This is a genomic window from Psychrobacter sp. Ps1 (assembly GCF_022129425.1).
Lineage (GTDB): Bacteria > Pseudomonadota > Gammaproteobacteria > Pseudomonadales > Moraxellaceae > Psychrobacter.
Window position 1 is genome coordinate 73,316 of the sequence record NZ_JADQAN010000011.1, and the last position, 19,357, is coordinate 92,672.

At 41.7% G+C, this 19,357-nt stretch carries 14 protein-coding genes and 1 pseudogene; 10 read left to right on the forward strand and 5 right to left on the reverse strand.

From position 1 onward, the window contains the following. The first annotated feature begins 70 nt into the window (after positions 1-70). From pilG to I3249_RS07410, 9 genes and pseudogenes are all read left to right on the forward strand, one after another. On the forward strand, positions 71-448 hold the full coding sequence (gene pilG / locus I3249_RS07370; protein ID WP_102091826.1) for a twitching motility response regulator PilG: 378 nt from the start codon (positions 71-73) through the stop codon (positions 446-448). Positions 449-627: 179 nt separating this feature from the next. Then, on the forward strand, positions 628-990 hold the full coding sequence (locus I3249_RS07375) for a response regulator (protein ID WP_057761573.1): 363 nt from the start codon (positions 628-630) through the stop codon (positions 988-990). Between the two features lie 3 nt (positions 991-993). Further along, positions 994-1,524, forward strand: a complete 531-nt coding sequence (locus I3249_RS07380; protein ID WP_238069326.1) for a chemotaxis protein CheW — start codon at positions 994-996, stop codon at positions 1,522-1,524. A gap of 354 nt (positions 1,525-1,878) precedes the next feature. Then, positions 1,879-3,114, forward strand: a pseudogene (locus tag I3249_RS07385) (methyl-accepting chemotaxis protein); the annotation flags it as partial. A gap of 185 nt (positions 3,115-3,299) precedes the next feature. Then, entirely contained in the window at positions 3,300-4,157 is an 858-nt protein-coding gene (locus I3249_RS07390; RefSeq protein WP_238069327.1) for a CheR family methyltransferase, read from the forward strand. 30 nt (positions 4,158-4,187) lie between these two features. Further along, on the forward strand, positions 4,188-11,063 hold the full coding sequence (locus I3249_RS07395; protein ID WP_238069328.1) for an Hpt domain-containing protein: 6,876 nt from the start codon (positions 4,188-4,190) through the stop codon (positions 11,061-11,063). Further along, positions 11,053-12,048, forward strand: a complete 996-nt coding sequence (locus I3249_RS07400) for a chemotaxis protein CheB (RefSeq protein WP_238069329.1) — start codon at positions 11,053-11,055, stop codon at positions 12,046-12,048. The genes I3249_RS07395 and I3249_RS07400 overlap by 11 nt, the downstream gene beginning before the upstream one ends. Before the next feature lie 17 nt (positions 12,049-12,065). After that, positions 12,066-12,563, forward strand: coding sequence for a hypothetical protein (locus I3249_RS07405; RefSeq protein WP_238069330.1), 498 nt, complete (start codon positions 12,066-12,068; stop codon positions 12,561-12,563). A 138-nt stretch (positions 12,564-12,701) separates the two neighbouring features. Next, positions 12,702-13,229 (forward strand): cytochrome b, encoded by a 528-nt coding sequence (locus I3249_RS07410; protein WP_238069332.1) that lies wholly within the window; start codon positions 12,702-12,704, stop codon positions 13,227-13,229. A gap of 85 nt (positions 13,230-13,314) precedes the next feature. On the opposite strand, the gene minE is transcribed toward I3249_RS07410, so the two are convergent. The 5 genes from minE to I3249_RS07435 all read right to left on the reverse strand — a co-directional run bounded on the left by minE (position 13,315) and on the right by I3249_RS07435 (position 18,017). After that, a complete protein-coding gene (gene minE / locus I3249_RS07415; protein WP_057762631.1) occupies positions 13,315-13,605 on the reverse strand; it encodes a cell division topological specificity factor MinE in 291 nt (96 codons plus the stop codon). Positions 13,606-13,607: 2 nt separating this feature from the next. Then, positions 13,608-14,420 carry a septum site-determining protein MinD gene (gene minD / locus I3249_RS07420; RefSeq protein ID WP_057761560.1) on the reverse strand — a complete coding sequence of 271 codons (813 nt, stop codon included), beginning with the start codon at positions 14,418-14,420 and terminating at the stop codon, positions 13,608-13,610. A 289-nt stretch (positions 14,421-14,709) separates the two neighbouring features. Beyond that, on the reverse strand, positions 14,710-15,534 hold the full coding sequence (gene minC, locus I3249_RS07425) for a septum site-determining protein MinC (RefSeq protein WP_238069334.1): 825 nt from the start codon (positions 15,532-15,534) through the stop codon (positions 14,710-14,712). Between the two features lie 71 nt (positions 15,535-15,605). After that, positions 15,606-16,703 (reverse strand): hypothetical protein, encoded by a 1,098-nt coding sequence (locus I3249_RS07430; RefSeq protein WP_238069335.1) that lies wholly within the window; start codon positions 16,701-16,703, stop codon positions 15,606-15,608. Between the two features lie 351 nt (positions 16,704-17,054). Further along, on the reverse strand, positions 17,055-18,017 hold the full coding sequence (locus I3249_RS07435) for an acyltransferase (protein ID WP_238069336.1): 963 nt from the start codon (positions 18,015-18,017) through the stop codon (positions 17,055-17,057). A 375-nt stretch (positions 18,018-18,392) separates the two neighbouring features. On the opposite strand from I3249_RS07435, the gene I3249_RS07440 reads away from it, so the two are divergent. Beyond that, a complete protein-coding gene (locus I3249_RS07440) occupies positions 18,393-19,049 on the forward strand; it encodes an OmpA family protein (protein WP_057761553.1) in 657 nt (218 codons plus the stop codon). Positions 19,050-19,357 lie beyond the last annotated feature (308 nt).

Here is a 19,357-nt window from a genome sequence, read left to right on the forward strand (position 1 = left end):
AAAATAGCCAAGCAAACTTTGTATTGCTAGATAGCGTTACGAACAAATAGTCGTTTACAGGACAATGAGAATGGAAAATAATTTTGAAGGTTTAAAAGTAATGGTAATTGATGATTCAAAAACCATTCGCCGTACTGCAGAAACTTTATTACAAAAAGCGGGCTGTGAAGTAGTGACCGCTATCGATGGTTTTGATGCGTTAGCAAAGATTGTAGATAACAATCCAGATATTATTTTTGTCGACATTATGATGCCACGTCTAGATGGATATCAGACTTGTGCGCTGATAAAAAATAACCCTGATTATGCTGATAAACCGGTAATCATGTTGTCATCTAAAGATGGTCTATTTGATAAGGCACGTGGTCGTATTGTGGGTTCTGATGAGTATCTGACTAAGCCATTTAGTAAAGATGAGCTTTTTGATGCCATTAATCAGTACCGTTAATCGAATAAATATAGACTTACAGGGAGTGATTGATATTATCGCTCCAGATTATTCAATACTGAATAATTATGATTAAAGAATCGCTACCAGTAGATTTATAAGTACTATTTTTAATCATTTTATCTGAACCATATATCAATATATCTTCACAGATATTTTAGAACTTAAAGGAACCTCCTATGACTACCGTTTTAGTCATTGACGACTCGCCATCAGAAATGGCGAAATTTCGCGATATGCTTGCCAAAAATAACTTTCAAGTGTTGGAAGCGACCAATGGTGAGCAAGGTTGCCAGATGGCAGCTGAACATTTACCAGATGTGATTTTGATGGATGTGGTCATGCCTGAAATGAATGGTTTTCAGGCCACGCGCAAGATTACTCGCGGTAAAACCACTGCTCATATCCCTGTCATCATGATCAGTACCAAAAACCAAGAAACTGATAGAGTTTGGGGCAAGCGTCAGGGCGCCAAAGAATATATGAACAAACCAGTTGATGAAAGTGGATTGGTCAATATGATTCGCAAAGTGATGGAGTAACTTGTGGCTTCTAGAGGATTTATTGAGCTTCTGCGTTTAGCAGATTTGGCACGCGCGCGCAAAAGCGGTCGCCGCGGTGGCCAAGAGTTTGATTGGCAAGGTGTGGTATTTGAAATTGGTGGGCAGCGCTTAGTTGCCCCTATGGGTCAGGTATCAGAGGTATTATCTATGCCAGAATATACTAGCCTACCTCTAGTAAAGCCATGGATGCTAGGTATTGCCAACATTCGTGGGCGACTCTTACCTTTAACGGATTTGTCGCATTTTTTGCAAGTCCCTAGTCGCTTGACACAAATGAGCCAACGGAAAGTTATCGTCATTGATTATGACAATAACTTTTCAGGACTGCTGGTTGATCAAGTACTTGGTATCGAACAGTTCACACAAGAACAGTATCATCCAGAAGCCATAGATCCAGAGTCGCCGTTTGCGCCTTATAACCATGGCAAGTTTTTCAAAAATGACCAAGACTGGTATGTATTTATGCCAAGTTTGCTCGCACAGGATCCTCAGTATTCAGATGCTGCAATATAATTGTCGATAATAGAAGACCTGTCTATCAAGTAACGACAGAGAAATAGCGACTGACATAATAGGGTTCGATGTCAGCATTTATACAGGCTTTGCTAATCATTGTTTAGATAACAATACGATTGTCAAAGTCAGCCACAATTAGACTTTGATGACTGTTTGAAAGGAAGACGCAAGATGAGTGATGTGATAAAAAAACCTGTAGCTGGTATGGCTAAAACATCAGCAGATGGCAAAGACGCTGATAGTACTTGGAAGCTATTGTTAGGATTTTTTGTTCTATTAAGTTTGGCTTGTCTGATTTGGCTAGTTAACTCGCTATCATCGGTAAGTCAGTATTTCGATAGTTTCAATCAATCCGTTATCTTGCCAGCGGCTGTATTTGCAATCGGCGCATTAGGGATTGTGTTTGCTTTGTACCAGCTACTGAAACACCGTGGTGGATCAGAGCGATCACTTATTGAGAAAGAAACCTTGCGTCGTCGCCAAGAAGCAGAAGCTGAGTCTGAGCGAGCGCGTCAAATTCAAGAAGAAAACGAACGTAACCAGATCGCTATTTTACGTCTACTTGATGAATTGGGTGATTTGGCAGAAGGTGATTTGACAGTCAACGCGACTGTATCAGAAGACTTTACAGGGGCGATTGCTGATTCAGTCAACTTTGCAATTGACCAATTACGACAGTTGGTACTGGTTATTAACAGCACTGCTGACCGAGTCTCACAGTCTTCAGAGCAAACGCAGATGAATGCTGTTGAACTGGCCGAAGCTTCTGAACACCAAGCACAAGAGATTGCTGGTGTATCAGCCGCTATTAATGAGATGACTGTCTCGATTGATCAGGTTTCAAACAATGCTGCGGAATCTGCAACGGTTGCCCAGCGTTCAGTTGCTATTTCTCATAACGGAGCAGAGGTTGTACAACGCTCTATTGAGGGTATGAACGTTATTCGTGATCAGATTCAAGAAACATCAAAACGTATTAAGCGCCTTGGTGAGTCTTCGCAAGAGATTGGTGATATCGTTGGACTAATTAATGATATTGCTGACCAGACCAACGTTTTGGCATTGAACGCCGCTATTCAGGCATCGATGGCAGGGGAAGCGGGCCGAGGCTTCGCGGTTGTTGCTGATGAAGTACAGCGTCTGGCTGAGCGTTCAGCAAATGCTACTAAGCAGATTGAAACATTGGTAAAAACCATTCAGGCTGATACCAACGAAGCAGTTATGTCGATGGAGTCAACAACTTCTGAAGTTGTACGCGGCGCACGCTTAGCAAAAGATGCAGGTGAGGCGCTAGAAGAGGTACAGAGCGTTTCTAACACCTTGGCTGACTTGATTCAAAACATCTCAAACGCTGCATTACAACAGGCTGAGTCTGCGGGTCATATTTCTCACACCATGAACATCATTCAAGATATTACTTCACAGACTTCTTCTGGAACGATGGCAACAGCCCGTTCTATTGGTGAACTAAGTGAAATGGCAGCAGCACTACAGGAATCGGTAACAGGCTTTAAGGTATCGAACGACGACGAGCTAGTAGATTATGAAGTGTTGGATACGGAAGGCGCATTGAAAGAAAGCGTTTAGTGGTTAGTTACTCTTTTAGAGCCAGATTGATAGTATTCTATTGTTCTTTATATTGAACAAAACTGCTGTATCAAGAATGATAGAAAGAAGCCGTAATTATAGTAGACGATTTGTCTGGCATAGATGGTGTTAATTAGTTAAACCATCTGCTTAATACAGTTGATCTGACATTGGGTAATACTTTGATGAAAGTCGACAGTTTGGATGTGCAGCGATGGCAGAAGTACATAGAGCAGGAAACTGGATTTGTGCTGCCAGACATACAGCTACAGTGGCTGGCTAATGCAATCGACTGTACGGCGATGTCGAACGGATTGAGTGTTCAACAATTATGGTATCAATTATCGAAAAGTGATGAGTTGCGTCAGCAGTTGCTAGATAAAGTACTCATTCATGAGAGTCGCTTCTTTCGACATAGACCCTCTATCGACTTTGTTACAGAGTATGCATTACAGCATCATAAAGCTGACAACATTGATAGTTTATTTCGTATTTGGAGTGTTGGTTGCGCAAGTGGACAAGAAGCTTGGTCACTGGCCATGAGCTTGGCCGCACAGCGATGTCAAGACTATGTCATATTAGGGACAGACATCAGTGAAGAGGCTATTAAAAGCGCACGGTTGGGGCAATACGATAACAGGCAGCAAACTTTAATCCCGCAACCGTGTCAGCCGTTTGTTCAGCCGCTACCTTCTAAGAGTACATCAAACAGATTGAAGCCTAGCACATCAGAAGCGGCTAATAGTATGCAGGAGAGTTGGCAGGTAGCGCCTGTATTGCAGCCACACGTCAATTTTTCTGTACATAATATTATTGAACAAAAACCACCCACTACGCATCTTCAGAATGTGATTATTTGCCAAAACATGCTGCTATATTTTCGTAAATTTGATCAGCGTGATATTTTGGCACGGTTATCAGAGCAGTGCGCGTTAGAGGGATATATTATATTGGCTCCAGGTGAGGCGTTGTTCTGGCGTCCTTCAAATATGCGCCGCATTGCGCACCCACAGGTTAATGTGTGGCAAAAAATTAGTGCCTAAATTAGTGCATAGACGAGTTAGGATAAACCTATGAAAAACCAGCCCAATGACATCGTGACATTTCAGTGGTTGCTACCATTATTCAATCAGCAGTTAACACAGATATCTGACGGTTGGCAATTAGGTGAATCTAGCATCGACCATGAACAGCTGATATCAAGTTATCATCAGGTTAGTGGTGCACTCATCATACTTAAGCATCCCTTATTAGCAAATGTTGCTAGCAAGTTGAGTCAACTCGCAGGATTACGAAATTACGATGATTTTTCTGTCAAAGAGCGTCGTATAGGTCAGTTTTCTCATCGATTGTTGCAACGAGAGATCAATCAGTATGCGTGTACAGGAATCTATCATATAGGCCTAATAAGTAGGGCGGTTGATGAGCTGACCCAAGCCTTGTCTCAACGAGATATAGAAACTGATATTCTTGTAAACATTAGTGATATTCAGCATGAATACACGAATGATCATGCGAATAACGAAAATATTATCAATAGTATTGAAGTGGCCGTACCAACAGAACAAGCTACTGCTAGCTTGACAAGTGAACAGTGTCAGCAGTTGCTACTCGTATGGCGTCAACAAGTACAGGCATTACTAATCACTAATACAAATCAGTCGTCAGCACTCAGTACCTTAGAAAAAGCTAGCCAGTATCTTAAGCAGACAACACAAGATAGTGGTTTACAAAGACTATGGTGTTTAACCGAATTACTGCTAAGCGATCTGGCCCAAAACGAGACGCCACTTCCTGAGCGTTATGCTCCATTATTAGGTCAGCTTGATCAAGTTATAGAATCTTGTGCCCAATCAAATGAAGTACCTTCAACTATAGTTGTAAGATTGACCACCGCAATCTATGTCGAATTGAGTTATCTAGCGCACAGTAGCAAACGTACTCAGTCTATTTTGGATAAAGTATCTCAAAGTAGCACGACAGCGTCTCGTTTTTTACCGCAATTATTAACTCAGCTCGATGCGCTTATTTTCAAACTGGATGATCCAGATAGCTTGGTAGCTCCTTTACAACATATCAAAGAGCAGCTCAAAAACCGAGGCTGGACTTACTATGTGTCTCAGGTGGAATCAATCCTTGCAGATTTAAAACAGTCTCTTGTATCAGAAACAAGTTTTGCGCAAGAGCAGTGGCAAATTGAACGCAAGCTGCAAGAGTTATACAACGCTATTTATAGTACTGAGCAAACCATTTCTCTTAAGATTGGTGAGGCAACCTCTTTCGCTACTGTGCCTGAAGTGATAAATAGTAACGAGACAGAATTAAAAGGTAAACATGACTCTATTCCTACCGATGATGGCCTACGTGAGCTTCGAATTGCAGTAGAAGAGATAAAGCAAAACTTCAACGACTATATACAACACCAAGATATTGGGTTATTACCAGCGTCTACTGATTTTACCAGTATTGGTCAAGCCTTTGACGATATGGAATTGCCAGAAATTCGTCATACTATGGATGATATTGGTAGTTTATTTACACAGTTAACTACTCGTAATATTACTACCCCGAGCTGGAGTTTGGTGCAGGCGTTGGCTGAGAGCTTAACGTCTATTGAGCTATTACTTGATTATCTTGCGCAGCAGGTTTTCGACCAGCAGTTGCTCACTTTAGCAAATACACATACGGCCAGAGCAACACAGCTTCTTGATACTGATATCGAATCACCAGCAATGCTTAACGAGACTGTACTCACTCAAGAGTCAGCTGCGACGAATGTTATACGTTATGATGATAGTGGTGAGATCAGCCCTGTTATCAATATAGGCGATGCAAATGTAGTTGAACAAGATAGTGTAAGTCTGTCTGACAATACTGAAAGTGATGCACTAAAGCAGGCTCGTGAACACGTGAAGCCTGATAACTTTGAAACAGATGAAGATGTCCACGATATCTTTATCGAAGAAGTGACCGAAATTATCACTGATCTTGAAGATTTCCTTCCTATCTGGGCGCAAGACTCACAAGATCTAACCTCATTGACTGAAGTGCGTAGAGGTTTTCACACTCTAAAAGGCTCAGGTCGTATGGTTGGTGCCTTTAGTATCAGCGAGATAGCATGGTCAATCGAAAACCTACTCAATCGTTTACTAGATAAAACATTACCAGTAACAGATGATGTTGTAAATCTAGTGGTTGATACCACAAAAATTCTACCAGCATTGGTAGCAGATTTTTCAGCGCAGCGACCACCAAGCTTTGATCCTGCGATTGTTATCTTACAAAGTAGTAATCTTATGAGTCAGCAGCCGGTCAACACTGGACTGACGCTAGCTGAACTTGCTCCCAAAGAGTTTATGTCAGATGATGCAGAATTAGAAAAATCGCTACTAGAAATTGATGATGTTGATACTGATTCTAATAACGATAGTACCGAGTTAGTCACTGACTCGAATAACAAGGAAGTGAATATCAACGAATATCTATCTACATTGGATATTCCAGAGAGTCTTGCACCTTTTATTAGAGAGACTAACCAACTACCAGCTGATGCCGACGATGCAGATCCTGATATCAAAGAGATATTTATAGAAGAGGCCAATGAAGTAATGGCAGAAATTGTGCCATTGTATGAAAGCTGGCAGGAAAATTCGACCGATCTAGAGGGATTAAAAGATATTCGTCGTGGTTTCCATACCTTGAAAGGTTCGGGCCGCATGGTAGGCGCTAACTATACAGCGGAACTGGCATGGTCTATAGAAAACATGCTTAACCGTGTTTTAGATAACAGTGTCGCCATCTCAGCTGATATGCGTCAGTTAATTACAGATGTATTGGCAGCTTATCCTGATATGCTCATAGCATTTGAACAGGGTACTCAAGACTATCCGGCTGTAGTTCCAGTGTGGATTGCGTGTGCTGATGCGTATAGCAAACAGCAGGGTAATGGATTTAGCTATGCTGCGTTATTTGCACAATCAGTAGATAGCTCTATAGATGAGATGGAAGAAAAGACGCCATGGTCTGATACGGCTGAGACTCGCTATGCTTATGATGACAACAGTAATGAAGCCATAGACTCTACCTTACAGACCTTTCGTTCGGTCAATGAAAAAATGGCAGAGGCAGCGGTTGTTCTTACCCCTCAAACTGAAGAAGAAAAAGCATTTTGTAAGATCTTTATTGATGAAGCAGAAGAACTGCTTGATTGCATCGAACAGTTTGTCAAAGACAATAGAGAACAGCATCATATAGAAATCACAGATGAGATCGTACGCGCATTTCATACTTTGCGCGGCGCTTCGGGTTCTAGTGCTTTAGCCGCTATCAGCGAAGTTAGTGCGACCATCGAGCATAGCTTGGAATTATTACAACAACAAGATATAGGCATGAATGCTCAGCATCTAGCAGCATTAGCTCAGTCAGCCACATTAATAGATGGTTATCTAAATAACTATAAGCAAAATGTAGAGCAGCATGATGTATCAACAGAGGACGATGGTTCGCAGAGTCAGCATGATATAGCGTCATTGCAAGCTATGCTTGGTAAGCAATACGTGGCTAATGACACTACTGTCATGACAAATAAGAAACCGACGATAGAAGAGTTATTAGACAGTAATATTGATACGTTGCTCGATGCTGAGTGGGAATTAGATGATGCGTTGAATCATACTGAGATAGAGCATATTCAAGGTTATATAGAGCAGCAAGTTTCACAAATAGCTTTTCTTATGGAAAAAGCGCAAGCATTTCCAAAATTTGTCACAATTTTAGATGAGCTGGGTAATGCGTATCGTTATTTAAGTAATCATATCGATATAGCTAAAAATCAAGACATTCAAGCGATATTGCATGCAGGTCATGCTCAGCTGATAGGCTTGTTTGATGCCTTAGCTGGAAGTACCTCCTTAAAAATAGATAAACAAGTCATTGATGATCTACAGAATATCTATCAAGAAAGTAATGACAATGAAGACGTTGGCTTCATCGTTAGAGCCGTTCCAGCAGCTGACCTACAATTTGAAACCATTGACACTGATATCGAGCTGTTAGAAATATTTTTAGAAGAAGCACAAGAGCTTGATACTGCACTAGATGAAAGCTTCAATAAGTGGCGTGCCGATATCACCAATATCAATTCGCTAAAGGTTCTACAGCGTCATTTGCACACGATTAAAGGTGGTGCACGGATGGCGGGTATCCGTAGTATTGGCGATTTGACTCACGAAGCAGAAAGTGTCTATGAGTCGTTTGTAGAGAGCCGAAGAGCGCCAACCGCGCAGTGGCTTGAAATCATGCAAATGGTGCAAGACACCATGTCACTACAAGTGATGCATATTGTGAGTCATAAGAAATCTTTCTTTACTCCAGAGCTCATTGAGCAGTTGCGCCAGCTTGAAAAAGCAAAAACGTTACCAGAGGTAATCGATCTAGTCATACCAGTGCCAAAAAATCATTTTGAACCTACAGAGCGTAGCATTGCTGCCAATGTTGTTGACAGTGATAATGAGGTATTGAGTACCCTAAGTCTGGATAGCATGATTAAACAATCATGGGCTAACGGACTTCCTGATCCTGATATATTAGCGGTATTTTTAGAAGAGGCAGAAGAGCTTACCAATCGTAATAAGTATCTACACTTGTTCTTAAAAGACACGAGTAATACCACAGCGTTGCAAGCGCTCCAACGTGATTTGCATACCATAAAGGGTGGCGCACGAATGGTCACTGCCTCTGGTATTGCTGACTTGGCTCACGAGATGGAGTCGGTTTATACAGACTTTGTCAGTAATCGACGTCCAGCCACCAAAAAAGTATTAGAGTTGCTGGTTGCAAGTCATGACTGGCTAGCTGATGCAGTATTTATTCTTCAACAACATGTTAATCCACCGACGCCTACGCTATTAATTGAAGCGTTGGAGCAATTTGGTAGAAACCCTGATAGCCTAAAAACGATACCTAAAGAGTCTCTACAAGCCCAGCGTGAAGCAATCTTGATTGCCAAAGAAAACCAAGATTCACAGTATCTTGCAAAAGATATCAGTGAAATGCCGTCTATGCTTAGAGATACTCACGAGGAAGATCAGAGCGCTAGTAGCAATGAGATGATTCGTATCTCGGGTGGTTTGATTGAGCACATGATTAATCTATCTGGTGAGTCAGCGATTAACCGTGCTCGTATCGATATGGGTATCAGTAGTTTAACAAACAGTATCGAAGAGATGGGTACGACAGTACAACGCCTGGCAGATCAGCTACGTCGTATGGAGATCGAGCTAGAAGCACAGATTTTGTCTCAGATAGATGAGGAACTCATCGATAATGAAGACTTTGACCCTCTAGAGATGGATCAATACTCATCTTTGAATCAGCTATCTAAATCTTTAACAGAGTCAGCCTCGGATTTGGTTGATATTAACCATACATTATTAGAAAAAACCCGTGATAGTGAAAGCCTACTGCTACAGTTGTCTCGTACCCAGACTGAACTGCAAGATGGTTTGATGAATTCACGTATGGTGCCATTTACGCGCTTGACACCACGTCTTGAACGTATCGTACGTCAAACAGCTAACGAGCTTAATAAGTCTGTTGAATTGTCCATCATTAATGCTGATGACGAGATGGATAGAACCATCCTAGAGCGCATTACCTCACCGCTTGAGCATATGTTACGTAATGCTGTCGACCATGGTATTGAAACCACATCGACCCGTCTAAAGTCAGGCAAAGAGCGTAGCGGCCGTATTACCCTTGAGGTGCATCGTGAAGGTAGTGAGATCGTCATCCAATTAACAGATGATGGGCGAGGCATTGATGTTGAAGCAGTACGTAGTAAAGCCATCTCTCAGGGTCTAATTGATGCAGACGATAATAGTCTGTCAGACCTTGATGTTATGCAATACATCTTCAACGCTGGATTGAGTACTAGTCAGCAAGTGACTCAGATCTCTGGACGCGGCGTTGGTATGGACGTTGTTATTAGTGAGGTTCGCCAACTAGGTGGCTCAGTATCCGTCGTTTCAGAGTTGGGTAAAGGCTCTAGTTTCACAATGCGTCTACCATTGACGGTAGCCGTGTCTGACGCGTTGGTTGTTCGTGCTGCAGATCGCTACTACGCGATTCCATTGGTACAGATTGAGCGTGTGGTTCGAATGAATCCAGAGAAGCTCTATGACTATTATCAATCAAATGATGCCACATTGAATTTTGAAGACACAGAGTATCGAGTACGCTATCTAAATGAAATTTTATCAGGTAATAAGTTAAACGAATTGGTTGTAAATACCAATACCAGCTTACCGCTTATCATTATTAAAAACCGTACTGGACAGAACATTGCTTTGCAAGTGGATCAGATTGCAGGTTCGCGCATAGAAGTTGTTGTCAAACCTTTAGGCCAACAATTATCAAATATTCCAGGAGTTTCAGCTGCTACTATCATGGGTGATGGCTCGGTCATGCTCATCTTAGATCTGATTGCTCTCATGCGTAATGCGCAATTGGTCAAAAACATTACGAAAGCCGTTGATGCCAAAAGAGGGCGCATAGAGTCCAAACCTACCATTTTAGTCGTCGATGACTCCGTGACGGTACGTAAAGTCACCTCACGTTTCTTAGAGCGCCAAGGGTTCAATGTGGCCGTCGCTAAAGATGGTATTGACGCAATTGAGATATTGCAAGATATGACACCAGACATGATATTGCTTGATATCGAAATGCCTCGTATGGACGGCTTCGAGGTCGCCACTCAAGTCCGACATAATAGTCGTCTAAAGCAAATTCCAATTATTATGATAACGTCACGTACTGGCGAAAAGCATCGTGAACGTGCCTTAGAGATTGGTGTGAATGACTATATGGGTAAACCATTCCAAGAAAAAGAGCTGCTTGATAAAATGCAAAAATTACTAGGTGAAGGGGTCAGCCTGACTAATGAAGGATAATGCACGTGTTTTAGCGCTGCGAAAAAAAAATAAAAATGATATTAAAGTGATGGTGGTGGCAGAAGACCACCGCCAGCGCATGGCTTTTTCAGATACGGTACGTGGCTTCGGCTTTACGCTGGTCGGCTGTGTGTCACGAGCACAGTGGCGGGAAACAGGTGCGCTTTCTAACTCAGCTATCGATATTTGGCTGATAGACAGTGATTATGATGACAGTGTGGCAATAGCGACGGTGGCATCCAAACCAGCAGCAGTACTAGTGGGCTTCAGTCAAGCACCGTATCTAAACGAATCACAAGAATATGCAAAGTGGCAACGTAAGTTAAAGCGTAAATTTGCCCAATTGCTTGACTTGCCAATATTGGTAGATGCTCCAGCTTACAAGATTGCTGATACTGACTGGCATTATGTCGTATTTTTGGGTGCTTCTATGGGTGGTCCTAGCGCGGTCAAAGAGTTTTTAGATAACGTACCAGCCACACTACCAATTTGTATTTTATTGGCACATCATTTTAATCAGGCTATGATTGGTACGTTGCCCCGCATACTTAATCGTCATAACGACTGGCGCTGTAAGATTATCGCTTCTTCACAGCGGCTACGAGCAGGAGAGTGTCTGATAGTACCTATTGATAAGCAGGTTGTCTGTGATTCAACAGGTCGCGTGATACTATTGGATCAAGATTGGCATGGTGAATATAAGCCTGCAATCGGACAGCTGCTCAAAAATACTAGCGATGTTCATGGTAGCGAGCTTATTAATATTATATTTTCAGGTATGGGTAATGATGGCTCTCAGTATCTAGATTTAATCCAAGATAATAACAGTCAATTATGGGCACAAGATCCGAGCTTGAGTGCATGTCCAAGTCAGCCTCAGGCTATCATTGACTCAGGGTATTGCAATTTTGTTGGTAGCCCTACCGATTTAGCAAAAAAACTAACCGATTACATTGGTGAAAAGGCAGCTAGCCATTCACATTAACTTATTGCGAGTGACGTATGACACAAATTTTAAAACATTCGTTTGAGGCTGTGAGTCTGTTGACTACCAACAACGGTATGCTTGACGTCACTATTGTTCCAGCAGTTAACCAGCCGGACTGGATCATTCCAAGCAGCCTAATTTTGAGTGTGGATGAGTCTCAGCAGCAGGTTTCTAGATACGACTGGCAACAGCAAGATTTGGCTGTATTTCATTTGCTACTGCAAGATCAAACTCCAGACAAAATGGTTGTTTTGGAAGGTAATACGACTGATCACCGTTTTGCCTTACAGACGGCAGGTGATTTGCGTCAGCTGCAAGCACGAATTTCTGAAGTGAAAGATGTAGAGACACCTGAACAATTTAGTGGTGCTAATATCGAAGGTAGGGAAGAATATTTTGATAAAAATGACGTCTCATCCTACCTATATCAAACAGTGATGATTGATGACGAAATCTACTTAGTGCCAGATTTGGATAAAATTGCCTATCACCTGATTGATTCGGATAGCTAGATTCTTATCGTTATTTAAGGTATTCTCCATTCTATAAATAGTAAGCCAGTAATGTTAATGACTTCATCTCTTGAAGAGCATTAGCTGGCTTATAAAATTGATTAGAGATAATTCCTGATAAAGGTAGTAGAGTCACTCATGAATAATGCCAACTCGAATGTATCAAAGTGGTCGGTTAGTAGCCGTATTTTTCATTGGATTAGTGCAGCTTTACTGTTAGTCACATGGATAATGATACTGCTATATGAGAATTTAGATAGCAATCTGTTTATTGGATACCATAAAGCGTTCGGCGTGAGCCTATTATTTTGGATGATTGCCCGAGTCATCAACCGCATTTTTACTAAGGCACCACCACCGTTAGCCATGCCAAAATGGCAAATGCTCGTATCTCAGCTGTCACATTTTGCTCTCTATGCCATACTGATTGCTATGCCAATGGTTGGCTTATTGATGGCAGTATATGGCGGTCGACCAGTCGATATTTTTGGTATTTTTCAGATACCTGTATTCGTGACCCCAGATAGAAGTTTGGCTCGTTTTTACAATAACTTGCATACTGAGATTATCTGGCCAATGATTATTGGTTTTACGGTCTTGCATATAGCCGCCGCGTTATACCATCAGTTTGTCAAAAAAGACAATCTCATTGCCCGTATGAAATAATCTGTAATCGATAAACATCAAAAAGCCCCAAGTATCAAACTTGGGGCTTTTTTTATTCATTGTAGAAATACGTACTGTTAGAATGCTATTTCTTATGCTCAGGTAAATTGATATTCATCTCTAACACATCTAAGCTGTCTTCAGAACGATGGTTAATATTGACATCATCAATCTGCACACCGTTAACGTATTTGTTCACAACTTCTAAGATTTCACGTTTCATTTTTTCGATGCGATCAACCGTTAAGCGATTGTTCAATCTGTTTTCGCTAGCAACGATAACTTTTAAACGCTCAGTTGCTAAATTTGCGCTACCTGCGTTACTGTTGTCGTCAGTACCAAATAGGCTACTCCAAAATCCTTTTTTCTTAGTCATCATTATCCCCCAAACCAGCGCTGTAATAGACTCTTTTTCTTCACGTCAATATGACGTAGTGGACGCTCTTCACCCAAGAAACGGGCGACAATGTCTTCATAACATTGACCAGCCACAGAGTCGGTATAATGGATAACTGGTTCGCCATGGTTGGACGCTTCAAGCACAGAATGGCTCTCAGGAACAACCCCAAGTAGTGGAACTTTTAGGATATCATTTGAGATAGTATCAATATCCATCATCTCATTGGCAGCCGCACGTTCAGGATTATAACGAGTGATAATCAAATGCTCGCGAACAGTCCCTTGGTTCTCTTCTACTTTTTTCGTCTGACTTTGTAGAATACCGATGATTCTATCTGAGTCACGCACTGAAGAAATCTCAGGGTTGGTGACAATAATAGCTTCATCCGCATGATACATCGCTAGCTGTGCACCGCGCTCAATACCAGCAGGCGAGTCACAAATAATATAGTCAAACTGTTTAGAGAGCTCAGCCATTACCTCTGATACCCCTTCGTCTGTCAGTGCGTCTTTATCGCGTGTCTGACTGGCGGGCAGGATATATAAGTTTTCAAGCTGTTTGTCTTTGACAAGTGCTTGCGACAAACGCGCGTTTCCAGTGATGACATCAACGAAGTCATAAACAATTCTGTTTTCGCAACCCATGATTAAGTCTAGATTACGTAGACCTACATCAAAGTCGATAACAACTGTTTTATAGCCACGTAACGCCAAACCAGCGGCAAAAGAAGCACTTGTCGTGGTTTTACCCACACCGCCTTTACCTGAAGTGATTACAACTATCTTCGCCACAATGGCACACTCCTATGAATCAATGGGATATCTTTTATATAAATAGCAAAATTACATGTTATTCACCTAACATATATACACTATCTTCGAAGCTAGCCTAGCATAAATAAACAAAAATTTATAGCAGCTCGATACTAAAGCAGAAAAACAACCTATGTATCGCTCAATTAGCCTCTCTGCGTGGTATTAGTAGGGTTATAACTATGGTTTTTGGCTTGTCGAATAGAGCAGCTTAACTACCTTAGTTTTCTATAAAGTCACTTCACGGTGTATTATTTTTAATAGCGTTCTAAGCTTCATCCATCACGGTAAATACTAAGCCTTCGCCTTCTACGAATTTTACTTGCACAGACTTGTCGATGACATGCTCAGGTAAGTTGTCTCGTAAGCAGTAAGTTCCTGCTACTGATACCAGTGAAGGATTAAAGACTTGGCAGAATATACGGGCATCTTTGTCCCCTGTTGCGCCTGCCACCAGACGCCCTTGTGCACGGCCATATACATGCAAGCTATTGTCAGTAATCGCTTCAGCGCCGCTATTGATACTACTGGTCAAAATCAAGTCGCCACCAACGTGATTGAGGCTTTGTCCTGAACGCAGCATTTGATCATAGATTAAGCTGGTAATATGCTGAGTACTTACCAACGTCTCGGTGGGCATATTAGATAGTGTGGTTTCAGTGGCAGGTTCGCTCGTGGTAGAAGCATTATCGACGCTATTAGCATTAACTGCTTCGGCGTTATCATTTCCTGGTGATGGTTGGGTAGGGATAGGGGCTTTTTTACTTGGTAATATACGCTCAATACGCTTACCATCTGCTGGAAATATCGCTAAGCGCTGCTCACGTGCTTGCGCATCAAGCACTCCTGTCACCACGCCAATAGGCTGCAATCCCCATGCCCATAACAGCTCTACCAATGCTGATAAATCCTGCTCAACGTCACTATCAATAAGGATAGGAATATTGCTCGATTTATTGCTGAGCGTTTCAGTTAGCTGAGCTTCTATAGCTGCTAGATCGTTTGTACTAAACTGTACGCGTGAAAACGTCAGCATCTTGCCATAGAAAGCTAGCGCTGGTGCAGTCTGGTTATCGTTAGCTGAAACTGTCATATACAAACCCTTAAAAATAATTCTGTCACGGTATTATGTCTCTTATTACATCATGCTATTAGATAGCTAAACTATAGGTTTAACATATCTTGGTGCTTCCATTGCTGCACTTTTACCTGCGCTTCAAACGCAGTCAAACTGTCATCAATGATACTAGAAATTAAGGTATCTAGCGCTGTATTATTGGTATCTATTTGCGCAATACCGCTAGCAATTTCCATCATTAATATATCCAAGCGCTTAGGGTCTAAAAGTCGCTTGTTTAATGCGTTTACGACGTTCTCACCGATATTGTGCCCGACGTGATGTAGCTGTGATTCAATCAGGCTGCCCGCGATAGGTATCATGCGTAGATAGCGGCGCAACTCAGGTGTGTTGGCCAATCCTTCTTCAATAGCATTGCCCATCTCGCTCGCCAATATACTGCCCCCACCTGATGAGGCAGTCAGTTCTTGTAGCTTCGGTGCAAGCTCTGTACGCAGCACAGACAATACGGCCGCTTCAATCTCATTTCGATTTTTTGCAATCGTCGACTCAATGAATGATTTATGCGTGTCTGAACTGGTTAGCTCTTGTCGAAAGTTTTGTATCGCTGTCAAAATAACGCGATCTGAGAGCTCTTCTAACAGTAGGTCAATGTAGAACTTGATTCGGTTTATCCACGCCTGCGGCAGTACTTGGTAGCCAAGCTGATATAGACGTCGTCCAATAACGACCGCTCGCAGCAGTCGCAAAGCACGTAGCTGCGGAAAACAGCCTAATACTTCGTACCAATGAACGAATGGGAAAAAGAACCAGCGATAATAGACTTTTTGTTTAATGGCAATCGCCCAGCGCAATAGCAACTCAACGACCAAAAAGATAGTAAAAAATCCTCCAGCAGTGCGTAGAGGATCATGTAGGGTTGTTTGATACCAATTGAGCGCTTCACTGATGGTTAGCCATTCTGCAGCATTACTACTAAAATTGCTCATCAAAATAGCGTCGATACTGATCAATAGCAGATCAATACTGATGGCAATAATCATGACAATATCGTAAGTGAGCTTAAAGCGACTCGGCTTTGGATGATTCGGGTTTGGTGGCTCATCACTTATTGGATAAGGAGGCTGACTCAAAACAGATTCGGTAGCTAACGGCGAGCTAGTAGTAGAGGTGGGCACAGTCATACCTTATAAGTAATAAATGGCACAAAAAATGGGTCAGAATTCGATATTTACTACTATTTACTATTAAAGTAGACATCGAAAATCTATGCGTTCATGATTAGTCACATTATCAATGAATAAGGCTAAAAAACAACCCATCTTTGATTAAAATTTACTTATGATGCATGGCTGTTTTAACAGTAGGCATCATAAGTAAGATATGACTATTGTGACATTTGTACCCGTAACTTTATTGCCCTATAACTTTTTATCTCATTATCGATATTTACTACTTAGTACGCTTGCATAGACTGTGCTTGGTATTTTATAAGGTCTAACAGTCAGCCAGTTTAGTATTGCTGAGCATCTTTGTTAGGCATCTTGCGCTTTAGGATTGGTTTCAAAATCTGCCAACATAGTGCTAATACGTTCATCTTTTTGACGCCACACCTGTTCAACCCAGTCGAACATTTGAGCTTTTGTATCCTCGTCATTTTCGTAGCCACCTTGCTTGATACTTTCGAACAACGCATCTGGTATGTCGATGTAGCGCAAATCAACGCCCAAGCGTTTGATATTGCCTTTCCAAAGATCCCCATAGCTTGGCACACCATCAGGGTATACGATTGTCATATCTAGTATGCCATCGATATCTTCACCTAGTGCGCTGATAGCCAATGATAATCCGCCTGCACGAGGTTTTAATAAGTGCGTATAGGGCGATTTTTGCTGAGCTTGTTTGGCTTTGGTAAAACGAGTACCTTCCAAATAATTTAATAAGGTAAATGGTTTGTCTTTTAGTAGGGCACAGGCACGTTTGGCTTCTTCGATATCCTTGCCTTTTAGCGTAGGGTTTTTGGCGATGGCTTCTTTTGAATGTCGGCGCATCATTGGAAAATCTAAAAAGTAAAAAGCTTGGCCAACGATAGGGATGTAGATCAGCTCAAACTTGGTAAAAAATCGCGTAAGTGGCAAACGTTTTTCGCCAATATACTGCACGATGCTGGTATCGACCCATGATTGGTGGTTGCTCACTAGCAGGTATTTACCATTGGTATGGATATCGTCCGGTAGGTTGATACGCCAATCTTTACGAGGCAACATGTTATCGATCAAGGCACTGTTGCTACTGATCCAGTGAGTAGCAATTTTTATGACGGCTTTGTCTGCAATAGAGGCGCCAGTAATGACTTTACCGACGCCCATTAGCCATAAAGGAATACTACCACCGAAGCTATTGGCGGCGATGACACCAGTGGCTGTTGCAAGCGACACAGCTTTGCCTAATTTAGGCGAACGTTTATGCATTTTTCGAATGGTAGATGTCAATCGCATGCTCAATCCTTTTCAGTCTATCTGATTAATAATAAGCCGTATGCCGCTGAATCTGTCCTAGTCAAGTCAGGAATATTATGAACGTAAAGCTTCAAATCATGACTATTTAAAGCCGACAAATTCAGCGATATAATTTTAGCAGAAACATGTTGTAGTGTACGGTTGTAAACGTGACTAGTGGTAGCAAGGCGCGAAGATTTGACCTATAAAACCATTGAAATATAACCTGCACTTCTCATACATAGGTATGACAAAATATTACACAGAGATAGGTTGTAGTTGCCATAATAATGGGGAATGTAGATAAGTACTTAAAAAAGATTAACGGACAATCTTTATAAAAAGCACGATTTTTTAAACTTAAGAGGAAATATTATGCGTAATACTTTAATGATTGCAGCAGTAGCATCAGGTCTAGCACTTAGCGGTTGTACAACAGATCCAAACACTGGACAACAGCGTCTAAACAAAGCTGCTCTAGGTGGTCTAGTTGGTGCAGCAGGTGGTGCAACTATTTCAAAAGCAACAGGCGGTGACAAAACTGGTCGTGATGCGGCTATCGGCGCAGCATTAGGTGCAGGCGTTGGTTACTACATGGAGCGTCAAGCTCGTCAGCTTGAGCAGCAAATGGCTGGCACAGGCGTAACTGTTGAGCAAAATCCAACCACTGGTAACATTGATTTGGTTATGCCAGGTAGCATCACGTTCTCATTTGATGATGCAACCCTTAGCTCATCATTCAAGCCAACGCTTGATAAGCTTGCTTCAACGATGAACCAGTACAACCAAAACACAATTACTATCGCTGGTCACACTGATAGCAAAGGTTCAGCATCTTATAACATGGGTCTGTCACGTGATCGCGCTTACTCAGTTGCTAACTACTTAACAGCTCGCGGTGTTGCTTCAAACCGTGTAAACGTTGTTGCTTACGGCGAGTCACGTCCGATCGCAGACAACAATACTGAATATGGCCGTGGTCAAAACCGCCGTGTTGAGCTAACAGTTAACGCACCACAGAGCGTAAACTAATCAATAGCTATTGAGTATGTGCTAGATATTTGAGCACATATATTTCAAAAAGAGTCAGCGATATGCTGGCTCTTTTTTTGTATTTTCAGTTTGAATAAAACAGTGATGATTGATAGATATAGTTAATATTAAATTAAATATTGATAATGATTATCAATAACACTATAATTTGTCAGTGTTTGCTATTGATACAATATTAAACGTCTTATCGTGCGCACTGAGAATCAATGTGCATGGCTAAGATAGCCTGCTGTAACATGGCTTGATTATCAAAATAATTGAGGCTACTTAACCAAAACAAATTTTTT

Coding starts and splice junctions, on each gene's coding strand:
- pilG (WP_102091826.1), top strand. CDS start 71: ATGGAAAATAATTTTGAAGGTTTAAAAGTAATGGTAATTGATGATTCA.
- I3249_RS07375 (WP_057761573.1), top strand. CDS start 628: ATGACTACCGTTTTAGTCATTGACGACTCGCCATCAGAAATGGCGAAA.
- I3249_RS07390 (WP_238069327.1), top strand. CDS start 3,300: ATGAAAGTCGACAGTTTGGATGTGCAGCGATGGCAGAAGTACATAGAG.
- I3249_RS07395 (WP_238069328.1), top strand. CDS start 4,188: ATGAAAAACCAGCCCAATGACATCGTGACATTTCAGTGGTTGCTACCA.
- I3249_RS07400 (WP_238069329.1), top strand. CDS start 11,053: ATGAAGGATAATGCACGTGTTTTAGCGCTGCGAAAAAAAAATAAAAAT.
- I3249_RS07405 (WP_238069330.1), top strand. CDS start 12,066: ATGACACAAATTTTAAAACATTCGTTTGAGGCTGTGAGTCTGTTGACT.
- I3249_RS07410 (WP_238069332.1), top strand. CDS start 12,702: ATGAATAATGCCAACTCGAATGTATCAAAGTGGTCGGTTAGTAGCCGT.
- minE (WP_057762631.1), bottom strand. CDS start 13,605: ATGACTAAGAAAAAAGGATTTTGGAGTAGCCTATTTGGTACTGACGAC.
- minC (WP_238069334.1), bottom strand. CDS start 15,534: ATGACAGTTTCAGCTAACGATAACCAGACTGCACCAGCGCTAGCTTTC.
- I3249_RS07430 (WP_238069335.1), bottom strand. CDS start 16,703: ATGACTGTGCCCACCTCTACTACTAGCTCGCCGTTAGCTACCGAATCT.
- I3249_RS07435 (WP_238069336.1), bottom strand. CDS start 18,017: ATGCGATTGACATCTACCATTCGAAAAATGCATAAACGTTCGCCTAAA.
- I3249_RS07440 (WP_057761553.1), top strand. CDS start 18,393: ATGCGTAATACTTTAATGATTGCAGCAGTAGCATCAGGTCTAGCACTT.